The organism is Amycolatopsis australiensis, assembly GCF_900119165.1.
In the GTDB taxonomy this organism is placed as follows: Bacteria; Actinomycetota; Actinomycetes; order Mycobacteriales; family Pseudonocardiaceae; genus Amycolatopsis; species Amycolatopsis australiensis.
Genome location: NZ_FPJG01000006.1, coordinates 3,116,541 through 3,132,054, shown reverse-complemented (window position 1 = coordinate 3,132,054; position 15,514 = coordinate 3,116,541). Strand labels below are relative to the sequence as shown.

Below are 15,514 nucleotides of genomic sequence, written 5' to 3'. Positions count from 1 at the left end.
GTCAGTCTGCCAGCGATTCTCGGCCAGGTGGCCGATGTTGCGGCCATCCGCGGGTGCGAACTTCGAAGGCGTGGAGACGTTCGAAGAGCTGCTGACCCGCTGGCGGGACGCCGAGGCACGCGGCGACGCGCGCGCCTGGGAGCCGCTGCTGGCCGCCGACTTCCGCGGCGACGGCCCGGCCGGGCGCGTGCTGGGCAAGGCGGACTGGCCCGGCCGGGCGCCGTCGGGCGCCTTCCGGTGGACGATCCTGCGGGTCACGCCGTCGGTCGGCGTCGCGACCGGGCACCGCGACGGCGCCGGGTGCACGGTGGTCGCGGCCCGCCGCGCCGGGCGCTGGCAGATCGTCAACGTGCAGCGCGGATCATGACAACTTGTTCCGCAGCACCTTTCCGGTCGCGTTGCGCGGCAGCTCGTCGAGGAACTCGACGTCCCGGGGCACCTTGTAGCGCGCCAGGTTCGCCTTGACGTACTCCCGGACGCCGTCCGCGTCGAGGTCGGCGCCCTCGGCCCGCACCACGAACGCCTTGAGCCGCTGCCCGAACTCCGGGTCGTCGACCCCGATCACCGCCGCCTCGAGCACGTCCTCGCGCTCGACCAGGAGGTTCTCCACCTCGATGGGGAACACGTTCTCGCCGCCGGAGACGATCATCTCGTCGTCGCGGCCGTCGATGAACAGCAGGCCGTCTTCGTCGAAGTGGCCGACGTCGCCGCTGGAGAGCAGGCCGTCGATGATCTCCTTGTGCCTGCCGTCGGTGTAGCCGCCGAAGCTGAGGCCGCTGCCGACGAACACGCGGCCGGTGACGTTCGGCTCGGTGATGCGGCGGCCGTCCTGGTCGTAGAGCGCCACCTTGCAGCCGACCGGCGGGCGGCCGACCGTGCCCGGCGCCTTCGCCCAGTCCTCCGGCGTCGCGACCGTCGCCACCGCGACCTCCGTCGAGCCGTAGAGGTTGTGGACGACCGGGCCGAACGCCTCGTTCGCGCGGTTGCCGAGGTCCGGCGACAGGGCCGAACCGGCGACGAAGATGATCCGCAGCGACGAGGTGTCGTACTTCTCGCGGACGTCCTTCGGCAGGTCGACGATGCGCTGCAGCATGGTCGGCACCAGCACGAGCGCGGTGCACTTGTGCTCGGCGACGCCGCGCAGCGCCTCTTCCGGGTGGAACTTGCGGCGCATCACGACCTTCGAGCCGAGCGCGAAGGAGAGGATGAACTGCGAGAGACCGGTGCCGTGGAACAGCGGCGCGCCCATGTAGGTGGCCTCGTTGGCCCGCAGCGGGATCCGGTCGAGGAACTGCGCCGAGGCGAGCGCGGAGGTGTGCGGCCGCGGCGCGCCCTTCGGCGTGCCGGTGGTGCCGCTGGTCAGCAGCACGAACCCGCCCGGCTTGGCCGGCGCGGGCCAGGGCCGGTCGTCGGTGCTGGCGATGATCTCCGACAGCACCGGCACGTCCCGGCCGGTCAGGTCGGTGTCCGGGTCGACCCAGGCGAGGTAGCGGTCGACGTGGTCCGGGACGGCGTCGAGCAGGCCGGTGAACTCCTGGTCGTACACGAGCGCGGTGACGCCTTCGCGCTGGGCGACGTCGGCCAGCTGCGGCTTCGCGAACCCGGTGTTCATCAGCAGCAGCCGGACGCCGAGCTTGCCCGACGCGGCCATCGTGAGGACCAGGCCGCGATGGTCGCGGCAGAGCGCGGCGACGACCTGGCCGGGCTCGATGCCCCGCTCCGACCAGGCCCTGGCCAGCGCGTTCGACTGGTCGTCGAGCTGCTTGTAGGTGAGCGGGCCGAGCTCGTCGACGATGCCGACGGCGGTCGGGTCGCGGCGTGCGGAGATGTGGTTCGCGCCGGCGAACGGGCCGAACTTCCGCAGCGCGACCAGGGAGCGGACCCCTTCGTCGAGCCGGGGGAAGGGAACGAGCCCCGCGCGCCGCATCACCTCGACGCTGCGGGCGGTCTCGGCCACCTTGTCCGCCACCTGCGTGGCCAGCGCGACCAGGCTCATCCAGGCACCTCCGTTGCTGCGGGAAGAGAGCCCACGCCGACGGCGGGCGTACCGGCGGTATGGGAGCTACTGGACAGTAAACCAACGACGCGGCGAGCGCACCAGCCGTGTCCGTGGTCCGGTTTTTGTCGGTGGTGGTCGGCATGATGTCCGGGTGCAGGTGATCGCCGGGCGGGAGGAGGACGGGAGCTTCACCGTGCGCACGCCGTCCTCGACGGTGGCGGGCCTGGACGAAGCGGGGTTCGCGGAGCTGGCGCGGGAGCTGGAGGCGGCGCACCGGCCGCGGTGGGTGTTCCCGTCCGTGGAGCGCACGTATCCGGTGCTCATGGCCGCCGGGCTGCGGGTGCGCCGCTGCTACGACCTGGAGCTCGCCGAGGGACTGCTGCTGGCGTACGAGGGCCAGGAAGGGCAGTCGCGGAGCCTGCGCGCGGCCTGGGCCAGGGCGAACGGCGAGGAGCCGCCGGCCGACGCGGCGGCCGTCGAGCTGGCGCAGCCGACGCTGTTCGAAACCCGCGTGCCGACGCTCCCCGAGGGCGTGACGGTCGTCACGGCGGTCCGGCGCGTCCTGGCGGAGCAGGAGCGGCGGGTGGCCGCGGGCGAGCACCCGGACCGGATGCGGCTGCTGCTGGCCGCGGAGTCGGCGAGCGCGCTGGCCGCGGCGGAGATGTCGGCCGACGGGCTGCCGTGGCGGGCCGACGTGCACGAAGCACTCCTCGCCGAGCGGCTGGGCCCGCGGGTGCCGGCCGGTCAGCGGCCGAAAGCGCTGGTGGAGCTGGCGGCGAAGATCAGCGAGGCGTTCGGCGGGCGGCCGGTCAACCCGGACTCGCCGCCGAGCGTCGTGCGGGCGCTGGCCCGCGAAGGCATCGAAGTGCCGGCGGCGCGGAAGTACCTGCTGCGCGGCATCGACCACCCCGCGGTCGCGCCGCTGCTGGAGTACAAGGAGCTGTCGCGGCTGTTCACGGCGAACGGCTGGGCGTGGCTCGACGAGTGGGTCGGCGACGGCCGGTTCCGTCCGCACTACGTCGTCGGCGGCGTGGTGTCCGGGCGGTGGGCCAGCCGCGGCGGCGGCGCGCTGCAGATCCCGAAGGTGCTGCGCACGTGCGTGCGCGCGGACCCCGGCTGGAAACTGGTGGTGGCGGACGCGGCCCAGCTCGAGCCGCGGGTGCTGACGGCGCTGTCGGGCGACCGCCGCCTGGCCGACGTCGCGGCGGCGACGGACCTGTACGCGCGGCTCGGCGAGGCGTTGTTCTCGGGCGCCCGCTGGGTCCCGGCCGCGGACGACGACCGTGACGACCGCGCCCGCGCGAAGATCGCGATGCTCTCGGCGATGTACGGCGGCACGTCCGGGGAGGCGGGCCCGCTGCTGGGGTTGCTGCGCCAGCGGTTCCCGGACGCGGTGTCCTATGTGGAGCGTGCGGCGCAGGCGGGCGAACGCGGCGAGCGCGTCCGGTCCCGGCTGGGCCGGACGTCGCCCGCGCCCTCGGCGGCCTGGCGGGCGCTGACCGGCGGCCTGGCGTCGGACGAGGCCGCGGAGCTGAAGGCACGCCGCGCGTCCCGCGGCTGGGGCCGGTTCACGCGCAACTTCGTGGTCCAGGCGAGCGCGGCCGACATGACCGCGGTCCTGCTGGCGACCCTGCGCCAGCGGCTGCCGTCCCCGGCGCACCTGGTGTTCTTCCAGCACGACGAGGTCATCGTGCACACCCCGGCCGAGCTGGCGGCCCAGGTGCCGGCCGCGATCGAGGACTCGGTGGCGGAGGCGGCGAGGATGCTGTTCGGCCCGGCCTGCCCGGTCCGGTTCCCGATGCAGGTCGCGGTGGTGGACACCTACGCCGACGCCAAGTGACGCCCGCGAGAAGCCCGTGCCGGCCGCGTCCGGCCGGCACGGGCCCGTCCCGCTACGGGAACATCGCCAGCGTCTGCGTCCCGGCGTCCTGGTTCGGCAGCGTCACGCCCGGGTTGCCGCGGAAGTCCGTCCACACCGGGTGCAGCCGGAAGTCCGCGCCGACGGCGGCCGCCGTGTAGTCGCCGATGAACACGCCCTGGAGTTCCTTGCCCGTCACCGCGCCCGTCGAGACGAACTGGACCTGCGGGTTCGCCGTCTGGGTCGTGATCCGGCGGATCGGCGACAGGTTGTCGCCCCAGCCGGTGGCGTAGGCGTAGTCCAGCCCGATGCCGTCCGGGTCGTAGCCGCGCGTGTAGAACGTCACCGCGACCCGGCCGGCCAGCGCCGCGACCGCCGGGAACACCTCGTCGGCGCCCGTACCGACCTTGACCGGCTGCGACCAGCCGTGGCGCCCGTCGGACCCGCTCAGGAACGCGTCGCCGTTCGTCTTGACGGACTTGCCGTCGTGGTAGGCGCCGTTGCGGTCGTCGGCCCAGGTCACCCACAGGTGGTCGGTCACCCGGTCGTAGGTCAGCTGCGGGAAGCTGTTGATCCGGAAGTTCTCGCCGGTCAGGGCGTTGTTGCCGATGTCTTCGTTGACCGGGAAGTCGAAGTCGAGGCCCACCTCGGCGTGCCGGAACGTCCGGCCGCCGTCGCGCGAGGTCGCCACCACGACGGCGTCGTGGTCGGACGGCTGGTCGCACGCCGCCGACGCGCAGACCGACGTCTCGTAGGCGATCTGGACGGTCCCGTCGCGGGTGACCACCGGGTTCGAGCCGCTGCCGAACGGCGTGATCCCGCCGTGGAACCCGGTCAGCGACGGCGAAACCCGGCGCATCGGCGACCACGTCCGGCCGAAGTCCCGCGACTTCGACAGCACGATCGGCGACTCGACGAACTGGCCGGTCGCGTCGTAGGTGAACTGCGTCCAGGTCACGTAGACGTCGCCCGTCACCGGGTCGGCGGCGATCCACTCCTTGTCGTTGAAGATGTTCGTCGGCGTGGGCGTGCCGGCGGGCGTGACGCCGTCGAGGTGCAGGACGGCCGGATCGCCGAAGCTGCGCCCGCCGTCGTGGGACACGGACACGGCGATGCCGCTGGCGAGCTGCTGGTCGTCGGGAACGGCGGCCCGGCTGAACACGAGCGTCGCGTAGTAGACGGTGTTGTGCGGCCCGAACGCGATCGCCGGATCACCGGCGGCGTCCATGTAGGACAGCGGAGCGGCGGCGCCGGTCGGGAAGTCCAGGTGCGGCAGCCGGACGTTCGCCCAGGTCCGGCCGCCGTCGAACGAGGTGTAGGCGAAGCCGCCGGAGTCGTTGCGCGACTCGCGCGTGTTGTAGAGCCGGTAGTCGTTCGCGCCGGCGACGATGTTGCGCGGGTTCTCGGGGTTGACCGCGACGGTGGTCTCGTTCTGGGCGGTGCTGCACCCGGTCTGGCTGCCGGTGGGCGCGACGGCGTCGCCGGCGATGACGTCGGTGTTCGGCGCGAGCGGCCGGTAGGGGTTCGGCTTGCCGATGTAGGTCTGGCAGAGCGCGGACAGCGCGGGATCGTCGCCGTCCTCCTCTTCCTCGTCGGCGAACCGCTCCTTGAGCAGCGGGTTCGGCACGTCGTGCCGAGGTTCCGCGGCCATCCGGGCGATCTTGTGCTTGCCGTGCCCGGGATCCACGGGCAGCGGCGAGCCACCGGTGGCAGCGTGCGCGGCGGGCGCGAGGACGACGGCGAGCGGCAGCACGAGCGCGGTGAGCGTGGCGAAGATTCTTCGCTTGGTGAACGAAACACCCAAGGACATTCGAACGGTCCTTCCCAGGAGGGTCTCCAGCCGCCCAAGGCTTGACGCCCGCACGCGCGCGGTCAACCGACGGAAGTTCTGAGCCGGACATACCGTCAGAACACCACAAGTGTCACAAGTACCACCTGGACGAGCGGAGTCGGACCGAGGGTGACCACCACCCGGCCCGGCTTCATCCCCTCAGCGCTGTCGGCGCCGGCCGAGCCGGACGAAGATTGGCGAGCATGGGGAGAGGAAAGAAGCAAAAGGAAGCGGAGGGAACCATCCTCGCCGGGGTCGTCGCCGTCTGCTCGCTGTGGGGCTTCAATGCGGTCGACCGGCGTCTCGTCGCACTGGCCAGCGCCATCTTGGCGGTCTACTGCCTCTGCCGGATGCCGGCCTGGTGCTGCGCCGATCGAACCGACGGCGGCCGGTGCGAGGAACCGACCGCAGGGGTGTTCTCGGCGTGCTGGCGACCACCCCACCAAGAAAGGAAACGGAAACTCATTCGCACGCGCGGCTATTGGACCGGTCTTGCCCAAGCCCGATACAGCGGGGTCCGCGGCGCGGTATCGGTCTACCTGGCCACCATGGCCACCGTTTCCGCTCTCGTGGCGCTGATCGCCGCCGCTGCCGGATAGCGGCACTCACGCCAGCGCGTCGTCGATGGCCTTCGTGATCCGTTTCAGCGACACCGGATGCGCCGTGCCCAGTGTCTGCGCGAAGAACGAGACCCGCAGTTCCTCGATCATCCACCGCACCTCGCGCAGCGCCGGGGACGACGTGCCCGGTGGCAGCGAAGCCAGCGCCTCTTCGTACTCGCGCGTGATCCACGCGATGTCCGCCGTCCGCTGCAGGTCGCGGGTCGGCTCCAGGGGCAGCTTCTCCAGCCGGCGCGAAATCCCGTGCAGGTAGCGCACCACGTGACGCAGCCGGGACGCCCCCGTCGCCGTCACGAATCCCGGGTACACCAGCCCCGTCAGCTGGGCCCGGATGTCCGCCAGTGCGTCCGCCGGGCCGCGGGCCGAGGACAGCTGCACCTCCACGTCGTTCGCCGCGCGGAGGATCTTCTCCACCTCCGTCAGCACCTCCAGCACCGCCGGGTGCAGGCCCGCGCGGACCTTCTCCAGCAGCACCTTGAACCCGGTCTCGTCCCACGCCGGGCCGCCCGCCGACGCCATCAGGGCGTCCACCGCGCAGTCCACGCAGTCCTCCAGCAGCGCCGCCACGCTTCCGTGCGGGTTGCGGTTCAGCACCAGCTTCGACGAGTTGGACAGCGACCGCGTGATGAACTTCATCGGCGAGTTGAGGTTCAGCCGCAGCATCCGCCGCGTGCCCGCCCACATCGCGTGCTCCTGCTGGCCCGGCGTGTCCAGCAGCCGCACGGCCACCGACGCGCCTTCGTCGACCAGCGCCGGATACGCCTTGACGTCGTGGCCGCGCTGCGTCGACTCGAAAACCTGCGGCAGCGAGCCGAAGGCGGGTTTCGTCAGGCCGGCCTTCTCGAGCGTGTTGGCCGCCTTCGAGATCGTCTCCCGCACCTTCGGCGCCAGGCGCCGCTGCAGCGCCTCGATGTCCTTGCCCTCGGCGACGCGCTTGCCGCGCTCGTCGACCACCCGGAACGTCATCTTCAGGTGCTCGGGCACCGAGGACAGATCCCAGTCCGAATACGGAATCGTCACCCCGCGCAACGCACGCAGCTCACGGCCCAGCACCTCCAGCAGCGGGCCGTCCGAAGGCGACACTCGCGAAAGGACATACCGGGCCGTGTCCGGCGCCGGGACGAAGTTGCGCCGCAACGCTTTCGGCAACGACTTGATCAGCTGCGTCACCAGCTCCTCGCGCAGGCCCGGCACCTGCCAGTCGAACCCGTCCGGCGTCACCTGGTTCAGCACCGGCAGCGGGACGTGCACCGTGACGCCGTCGGCGTCCGCGCCCGGCTCGAACTGGTAGGTCAGCTTGAAGACCTGCGTGCCCTGGGTCCACGAGTCCGGGTAGTCCGACTCGCGCACGCCGCCCGCGGTCTCGTTGATGAGCATGGACTTTTCGAACGACAGCAGGTCCGGGTCGGTGTGCCGGGCCTTCTTCCACCAGCTGTCGAAGTGCCGCACCGAGACGACGTCGGCGGGCACGCGCGCGTCGTAGAACTCGTACAGCGTCTGGTCGTCGACCAGGATGTCTCGCCGCCGCGCCCGGTTTTCGAGGTCCTCGACCTCCTCCAGCAGCGCCCGGTTCTCCGCGAAGAACTTGTGCCGCGTCTGCCAGTCGCCCTCGACCAGCGCGTGCCGGATGAACAGCGCCCGCGACAGCTCCGGGTCGATCCGGCCGTAGTTGACGCGGCGGTCGGCGACCAGCGGGACCCCGTACAGCGTCACCTTCTCGGTCGCCATCACGGCGCCCTGCTTGCGTTCCCAGTGCGGCTCGGAATACGAGCGCTTGACGACGTGCTGCGCGAGCGGCTCCACCCATTCGGGTTCGATGCGCGCGTTGACCCGCGCCCAGAGCCGCGACGTCTCGACCAGCTCGGCCGACATCACCCAGCGCGGCTGCTTCTTGAACAGCGCCGAGCCGGGGAAGATCCCGAACCGCGCGCCGCGCGCACCCAGGTAGTCGCCCTTGGCCGGGTCCTTGAGCCCGATGTGCGAGAGCAGCCCGGCGATCAGCGACGTGTGCACGCGCTGCGGATCGGCCGGGGTGGTGTTCAGCGAGATGCCGAGCGGCTTCGCCAGCTGACGGAGCTGGCTGAAGATGTCCTGCCACTCGCGCAGCCGCAGGTAGTTCAGGTACTCGGTGCGGCACATGCGGCGGAACTGGTTGCCCGACAACGATTTCTGCTGCTCGGCGACGTATTCCCAGAGGTTCAGGTACGCGAGGAAGTCCGAGGTCGGATCGGCGAACCGCGCGTGCTGGGCGTCCGCCGCCTGCTGCTTCTCGGCCGGCCGTTCCCGCGGGTCCTGAATGGACAGCGCGGCGGCGATGATCATCACCTCGCGGACGCAGCCGTTCTTCGCCGCTTCCAGCACCATCCGGCCCATCCGCGGGTCGACCGGCAGCTGCGCGAGCTTGCGGCCGATGTCGGTCAGGCTGCGGTCGGACCCCGTCGAAGAGAACGCCCCCAGCTCCTGCAGCAGACCGATGCCATCGGTGACCTGACGCCGGTCCGGCGGCTCGACGAACGGGAACGCGGCGATGTCGCCGAGCCCCAGCGACGTCATCTGCAGGATCACCGACGCGAGGTTCGTCCGCAGGATCTCGGGGTCGGTGAACTCCGGACGGCTCTCGAAGTCCGCTTCGGAATAAAGCCGGATGCAGATGCCGTCGGACGTGCGGCCGCAGCGGCCCTTGCGCTGGTTCGCCGACGCCTGCGACACCGGCTCGATCGGCAGCCGCTGCACCTTCGTCCGGTGGCTGTAGCGGGAGATCCGCGCGGTGCCCGGGTCGACGACGTACTTGATGCCCGGCACGGTCAGCGACGTCTCGGCGACGTTCGTCGCGAGCACGACCCGGCGTCCGGTGTGGGCTTGGAAGATGCGCTGCTGCTCGGCCGACGACAGCCGCGCGTACAGCGGCAGCACCTCGGTGTTGCGCAGGTTCGCGCGGTTCAGCACGTCCGCGGTGTCGCGGATTTCGCGTTCACCGGAGAGGAACACCAGGATGTCGCCGGGGCCTTCGGCGCACAGTTCCTCGACGGCGTCGAGAATGCCCTGCGTCTGGTCGCGCTCGTCGTCGCCTTCGGGATCGTCCGGGTCGACGAGCGGGCGGTAGCGCACCTCGACCGGGTACGTCCGGCCGGAGACCTCGACGATCGGGGCGTCGTCGAAGTGCTTCGAGAACCGCTCCGGGTCGATGGTGGCCGAGGTGATGATCACCTTGAGGTCGGGACGGCGCGGCAGCAGCTGCTTGAGGTAGCCGAGGATGAAGTCGATGTTGAGGCTGCGCTCGTGGGCCTCGTCGATGATCAGCGTGTCGTACTGGCGCAACGCGCGGTCGGTCTGGATCTCGGCGAGCAGGATGCCGTCGGTCATGAGCTTGACCAGCGTGTCCTGCCCGGACTGGTCGGTGAACCGCACCTTGTAGCCGACGGTCTCGCCGAGCTCGGTCTTCAGCTCGCTGGCGATCCGGTCGGCGACCGTGCGCGCGGCCAGCCGGCGCGGCTGGGTGTGCCCGATCTGCCCGCGGATGCCGCGGCCGAGCTCGAGGCAGATCTTCGGCAGCTGGGTGGTCTTGCCGGAACCGGTCTCCCCCGCGACGATCACGACCTGGTGCTTGCCGATGGCCGCGGCGATCTCGTCCTTGAGCCTGCTGACCGGCAGCTCTTCCGGATATTCGATCGTGGGGACGCTCTCGCGCCGCGACTGGACGCGCAGCTCGGCCTTGTCGACGTCGGCGGCGATCTGCGCGAGGGCGGCGTCTCGCTGGCGAGCCTTGCGGGCACCGTCGAGCCGCCGGCGCAGCCGGTGCTCGTCGCGCAGCATCAGCTCGGGCAGGCGCGCACGCAGCGCTTCGAAGGGGGATGACGTGGACATACCTCGGCCCAGGATAGCGGTGCGTGACGAACCGGGCCTCCGAATATCCCCGCCACGTGACCGGACGCACCCGCACCCCCGCCCCAAGGCGGCCTCGGTTGCGTCCGGCGCACCCAAGGCGGCCCTCGGTGCGTGGGACGCACCCAAGGCGGCCTTCGGCGCGTCCCACGCACCCAAAGCGGCCCTCGGTGCGCCCCACGCACCCAAAGCGGCCCTCGGTGCGTCCCACGCACCCAAGGCCGCATTGGGGCGCTCGGGACCGGCGGCTCAGCCCTGGCCGGGCTGCTGCGGGTACTGCTGCTGCGGCGCGGCCGGGGCCTGCTGCGGCGGCCGCGGGGCGGCCTTGGCGCGGCCGACCAGCACCGAACCGCCGATCAGCGCCAGGCCGGCCAGGCCGAGCACGAGGCCGAAGGCCGGCTGCATGTCGCTGGCCCAGGCCAGGATCCGGAACTCGTAGTCGAACTGCTCGAGGATGAGCGTGCCGAACCCGAGCACGGTGAAGAGGACGCCGATCCGCATCATGATCGAAGACATGGAAAACCCCCAGCGAAAAGGGAAACGGAAGCCGGCCGTCCCCGAACGGCCCGCGATGGGCCTCGAACGGTAGCCGCCGGGCACGCGGGTGTCCCCGGAATTCCCGATTCGTTACCTCACGTCCGCTGGAGTGAGTCCGGGCCCAGGTCGGCGAGGCTGCGGTGGCCGGACAGTCCCATCGTCAGGTCGAAATCCGCCAGCAGGCCGCGCAGGACGTGGCGCACGCCGTCCTCGCCCGCGTGGGCCAGGCCGTACACCCAGGGCCTGCCCACCAGCACCGCCCGCGCGCCCAGTGCCACCGCCTTCAGCACGTCCGAGCCGGTGCGGATGCCCGAGTCGAACAGCACCTCCAGGCGGTCGCCCACCGCCGCGACGATGCCGGGCAGCGCTTCCAGCGCGCCGATCGCGCCGTCGACCTGGCGGCCGCCGTGGTTCGACACGACGATGCCGTCCATTCCGGCCTCCGCCGCCCGGCGCGCGTCGGCGACGTGCTGGATGCCCTTGAGCACGATCGGGCCGTCCCAGTGCTCGCGCAGGAACGGCAGCTGGTCCCACGTCCGGTCGGTGCCGGTGAGCATGCCGATCCAGCGCAGGATCGCCATGCTCGGGTCCTCTTCCGGCGTCTTCTCCAGCAGGCCGCGGAACACCGGGTCGGTGAACGGGACCGCGCACCCCTCGCCCTTCAGGAACGGCAGGTACGCCTGGTCCAGATCGGACGGTCGCCACGCCAGCGTCCACGTGTCCAGCGTGACGACCAGCGCCGTGTACCCCGCGGTCTTCGCCCGGGCCAGGATGCTCGCGCAGACCTCGGCGTCGCCGGGCCAGTACAGCTGGAACCAGCGTGGCCCGGCGCCGTTCGCCGCGGCGACGTCCTCGATGCCGGTCGAGGACGCGGTCGACAGGATGAACGGCAGGCCCACCGAAGCGGCGGCGCGGGCGGTCGCGGACTCCGCGTCCGGGTGCACGATCGACTGGACGCCGACCGGCGCGACGGCCACCGGGGCCGGCAGCCGGGTGCCCAGCACCGTCGTGGCCAGGTCGCGATCGGTGGCGCCGGTCAGCATCCGCGGCACGATCCGCCAGCGGTCGAACGCCTCGCGGTTGGCCCGTGCGGTCGCGCCCGAGCCCGCCGAGCCGGCGACGTAGGAGAACGGACCGGGCGCCATGACCTCGCGGGCCGACGCTTCCAGCGTGGTCGCGTCGGTCGAGCACGGCGGCAGCTGACCACCGAGTCCCTGCAGGTAGAGCTCGTTCTGGTAGCTGCCGAAGCGTTCGGTCACGGCTTCCTCCTCGCGTTCGAGGGGGCACTGTACTCGCCGGTATGTTCGTCCGGCGCCCGGAAGTGACCGACCGGTAACCTGGGCGCGTCCGCCGTCGAAGTCCCCAGGAGGAGACATGCGCGCGTACGACGTGGTCCTGTTCGGCGCCACCGGCTTCACCGGCGGCCTGACGGCGGAGTACCTCGCCCGGAACGCGCCCGCGGACCTGCGGTGGGCGCTGGCCGGGCGCAGCCGCGCCAAGCTCGAAGCCGTCCGGGCACGGCTGGCGGGTGTCGACGGCCGGTTCGCCGCGCTCGACCTGCTCGTCGCGGATTCCGGCGATCCGGCGTCGCTGCGGGCCGTCGCGGAGGCCACGAAGGTGGTGATCACGACGGTCGGGCCGTACCTGACGCGGGGCGAGCCGCTGGTCGCCGCGTGCGCCGAGGCCGGCACCGACTACGTCGACCTCACCGGCGAGGCCGAGTTCGTGGACCGGATGTACCTGGCGCACGACCGCCGCGCCCGCGACACCGGGGCGCGGCTGGTGCACGCGTGCGGGTTCGACTCGATCCCGCACGACCTCGGCGTCCGGTTCACCGTGCGGCAGCTGCCCGAGGACGTGCCGCTGACGGTCGACGGCTACGTGCGGGCGAGCGGGATGCCCTCGGGCGGCACGTTCCTCAGCGCGCTGACGATCATGTCCCGGCTGCGCGCCGGGGCGCGGGTGGCCCGCGAGCGCGCGGCCGCCGAGCCGCGCCCGGCCGGGCGGTTCGCCCGCGCGCCGCTGGGCCGTCCGCACCGCGTCGCCGGCGCGGGGTGGTGGGCGGTGCCGCTGCCGACGATCGACCCCGAGATCGTCCGCCGGTCGGCCGCCGCGTCCGAGCGCTACGGGCCGGACTTCACCTACCGCCACTTCGCCGCGGTCAAGCACCTGCCGGTGCTCGCGGGCGGGGCGGCCGGGGCGGGCGCGCTGCTGGCGGCGGCGCAGGTCCCGCCGGCGCGGCGGGCGCTGTCCCGGTTGCTGGCACCCGGCGACGGCCCCGGCCCGCAACGCCGCGCGAAGTCGTGGTTCTCGGTCCGGTTCGTCGGCGAAGGCGGCGGCGAGCGGGTCGTGACGGAGGTGTCCGGCGGCGATCCGGGCTACGACGAAACGGCGAAAATGCTCGCGGAATCGGCGTTGTGCCTGGCGACCGACGATCTGCCGGAAACCGCGGGCCAGGTGACCACGGCGACGGCGATGGGCGACGCGCTGATCGACCGGCTCACCCGGGCGGGCATCCGGTTCGCGACGCTCTGACGTTTCACTTTCACACCGCGGCGGCGTGAAAATCCGCCGCTGTGATGAATCTTCTGCCGCTCCACGCCCGTGGTTAGCGTCGATCGGGTTCTCCCTTTCCCCCATCGCGTTTCACCGAGGAGCGTCATGAGATTGCCCCAACGGTTCGCCGCGCTCGGCGGCGCGACGGCGGCGGGCATGGTGGTGGTCGGCATCGCCGTCGCCGCGCCCGCCCGGCCCGCCCCCGAGCCGCCGCCGTCCACCGCCCAGGCGCAGGCCAACGCCACGAACGCGGCCGCGAGCCTGATCGCGGCCCGCCCGGCGGCCCTCTTCGCCGGTTCGCACGACGCGTTCGTCCGGCGGGACGTGCGCTCGGCGGGCGGCCTGTCCTACGTCGTCTACGACCGCACCTACGACGGCCTGCCCGTGATCGGCGGCGACCTGGTCGTCGCCACCGACGCCGCCGGCACGGTGAAGACCACTTCGGTCGCGCAGCAGCAGACGCTCGGCGACCTCGACGTGCACGGTGCGAAACTGTCGGCTGCCCAGGCCGGAGCCGTGGCACGCGGGCAGGTCCGCGGGCCGAAGAGCCTGCCCGGCGGGAAGCTGGTCGTCGTCGCCGACGGCAGCGGGCGGCTCGCCTACGAGAGCAACGTCGAAGGCACCGACGAACACGGCGAGCCGAGCAGCCTGAGCGTCTACGTCGACGCCGTGGACGGCCGGGTCCTGCGGACCGTGCAGCACGTCGCCGCGGGCACCGGCACGGGCAAGTGGAACGGCCCGGCGCCGCTGCCGCTGAACACCGCGAAGACCGCCGGCGGCTACGCGATGGCCGACCCCGGCACGCCGAACCTCGACTGCCGCAACTACAGCAGCGACACCGTCCTCACCGGACCCGACGACAGCTGGGGCAACGGCAACGGCACGAACATCGAGACCGGGTGCGCGGACGCGCTGTTCGTCGCGCAGACCGAGAAGAAGATGCTCGCCGACTGGGTGGGCCGCGACGGGTTCACCGGCGACGGCGGCGCGTGGAAGATCCGCGTCGGCCTCGACGACGAAAACGCGTACTACTACAGCTCGCGGCCCGCGTACGTGAACCTCGGGCACAACCCGAGCGGTGAGTGGGTCGGATCGCTGGACATCCTCGGCCACGAGATGGGTCACGGCGTCGACGACTACTCCGGCTCCGGCGGCTTCTCCGGCGGCGGCACGCAGGAGTTCATCGCTGACACCTTCGGCACGGCCACGGAGTTCTACGCGAACGAGCCGTCCCAGTACGACCCGCCGGACTACGCGATCGGCGAGGAGGTCAACCTGGTCGGCACCGGCGCCCTCCGGTACATGTACGACCCGTCGAAGGCCGGCGACCCGAGCTGCTACTCCAGCTCGATCCCGAACGCGGAGGTGCACAAGGCCGCCGGACCCGGCGACCACTGGTTCTACCTGCTCGCCGAGGGCAGCGCCCCGGTGGACGGGCAGCCGTCCAGCTCGACCTGCGACGGCAGCGCGGTGTCCGGCATCGGGATCCGCAAGGCGATCAACATCATGCACGGCGCCCTGCAGCTGAAGACGTCCGGCAGCAGCTACCTGCGCTACCGCACGTGGACGCTGCAGGCGGCGAAGAACCTGTACCCGGGCAGCTGCACCGAGTTCAACGCCGTGAAGGCGGCGTGGAACGCGGTGAGCGTCCCGGCGCAGTCCGGCGACCCGACGTGCACGGACACGACGACCCCGCCGACCACCACCCCGCCGACGACGACCACCACTCCCCCGGGTGGGTGCCCGGCAGGCCAGCTCCTGCAGAACCCGGGCTTCGAGTCGGGCCAGGTGGCCTGGAGCGACCCGGACACCACGATCGGCCAGTGGGGCAGCCAGGCGCCGGCGCGCTCCGGCAGCTACGACTCCTGGCTCGGCGGCTGGGGTTCGGCGCACACCGACACGATCACGCAGCAGGTCACCATCCCGGCGGGCTGCCGCGCGAGCCTGACGTTCTGGCTGCGCGTGTGGACGGCCGAGACCGAGAACGTCGCCTACGACAAGCTCGTCGTGTCCGCCGGTCCGGCGACGCTGGCGACGTACTCCAACCTCGACCGGAACTCCGCCTACGTCCAGAAGACGCTCGACCTGTCTTCGTACGCGGGCCAGACGATCACGCTGAAGTTCGCCGGGACGGAGGACCAGTCGCTGCAGACGTCCTTCGCCGTCGACGACACGGCATTCACCGTCGGCTGAGCCGACCCGGCGGGGCCTGCCACCTACTTTGGTGGCGG

The 15,514-nt window shown here is 71.9% G+C and carries 10 protein-coding genes; 5 read left to right on the top strand and 5 right to left on the bottom strand.

Annotated features, from left to right (window positions below; all coding sequences use genetic code 11):
- The first annotated feature begins 34 nt into the window (after window positions 1–34).
- A complete protein-coding gene (locus BT341_RS16405) occupies window positions 35–367 on the top strand; it encodes a nuclear transport factor 2 family protein (protein WP_245804996.1) in 333 nt (110 codons plus the stop codon).
- Here the strand turns inward: BT341_RS16405 and BT341_RS16400 are convergent.
- The gene (locus BT341_RS16400) at window positions 362–1,996 is read right to left on the bottom strand and encodes an acyl-CoA synthetase (protein ID WP_072477136.1); all 1,635 of its coding nucleotides are present in this window, start codon (window positions 1,994–1,996) and stop codon (window positions 362–364) included. The two genes, BT341_RS16405 and BT341_RS16400, sit on opposite strands and share 6 nt — an antisense overlap.
- A gap of 154 nt (window positions 1,997–2,150) precedes the next feature.
- On the opposite strand from BT341_RS16400, the gene BT341_RS16395 reads away from it, so the two are divergent.
- Window positions 2,151–3,839, top strand: a complete 1,689-nt coding sequence (locus tag BT341_RS16395) for a bifunctional 3'-5' exonuclease/DNA polymerase (RefSeq protein ID WP_072477135.1) — start codon at window positions 2,151–2,153, stop codon at window positions 3,837–3,839.
- Between the two features lie 52 nt (window positions 3,840–3,891).
- On the opposite strand, the gene BT341_RS16390 is transcribed toward BT341_RS16395, so the two are convergent.
- Entirely contained in the window at window positions 3,892–5,667 is a 1,776-nt protein-coding gene (locus BT341_RS16390) for a sialidase family protein (RefSeq protein WP_072477134.1), read from the bottom strand.
- Window positions 5,668–5,891: 224 nt separating this feature from the next.
- On the opposite strand from BT341_RS16390, the gene BT341_RS44305 reads away from it, so the two are divergent.
- Complete coding sequence (locus BT341_RS44305; RefSeq protein WP_143168569.1) at window positions 5,892–6,287, top strand: hypothetical protein; 396 nt, start codon at window positions 5,892–5,894, stop codon at window positions 6,285–6,287.
- A gap of 6 nt (window positions 6,288–6,293) precedes the next feature.
- Here BT341_RS44305 and hrpA read toward each other — a convergent pair whose 3' ends face one another.
- From hrpA to BT341_RS16375, 3 genes are all read right to left on the bottom strand, one after another.
- On the bottom strand, window positions 6,294–10,172 hold the full coding sequence (hrpA, locus tag BT341_RS16385; RefSeq protein ID WP_072477133.1) for an ATP-dependent RNA helicase HrpA: 3,879 nt from the start codon (window positions 10,170–10,172) through the stop codon (window positions 6,294–6,296).
- Between the two features lie 267 nt (window positions 10,173–10,439).
- Window positions 10,440–10,706 carry a hypothetical protein gene (locus tag BT341_RS16380; protein ID WP_072477132.1) on the bottom strand — a complete coding sequence of 89 codons (267 nt, stop codon included), beginning with the start codon at window positions 10,704–10,706 and terminating at the stop codon, window positions 10,440–10,442.
- Between the two features lie 116 nt (window positions 10,707–10,822).
- A complete protein-coding gene (locus BT341_RS16375) occupies window positions 10,823–11,986 on the bottom strand; it encodes a lactate 2-monooxygenase (RefSeq protein WP_072477131.1) in 1,164 nt (387 codons plus the stop codon).
- A gap of 115 nt (window positions 11,987–12,101) precedes the next feature.
- Here BT341_RS16375 and BT341_RS16370 point away from each other — a divergent pair, with 115 nt between their 5' ends.
- Window positions 12,102–13,262 (top strand): saccharopine dehydrogenase family protein, encoded by a 1,161-nt coding sequence (locus BT341_RS16370; RefSeq protein WP_072477130.1) that lies wholly within the window; start codon window positions 12,102–12,104, stop codon window positions 13,260–13,262.
- Window positions 13,263–13,388: 126 nt separating this feature from the next.
- Window positions 13,389–15,476 (top strand): M4 family metallopeptidase, encoded by a 2,088-nt coding sequence (locus tag BT341_RS16365; RefSeq protein WP_072477129.1) that lies wholly within the window; start codon window positions 13,389–13,391, stop codon window positions 15,474–15,476.
- The last annotated feature ends 38 nt before the right edge of the window (window positions 15,477–15,514 follow it).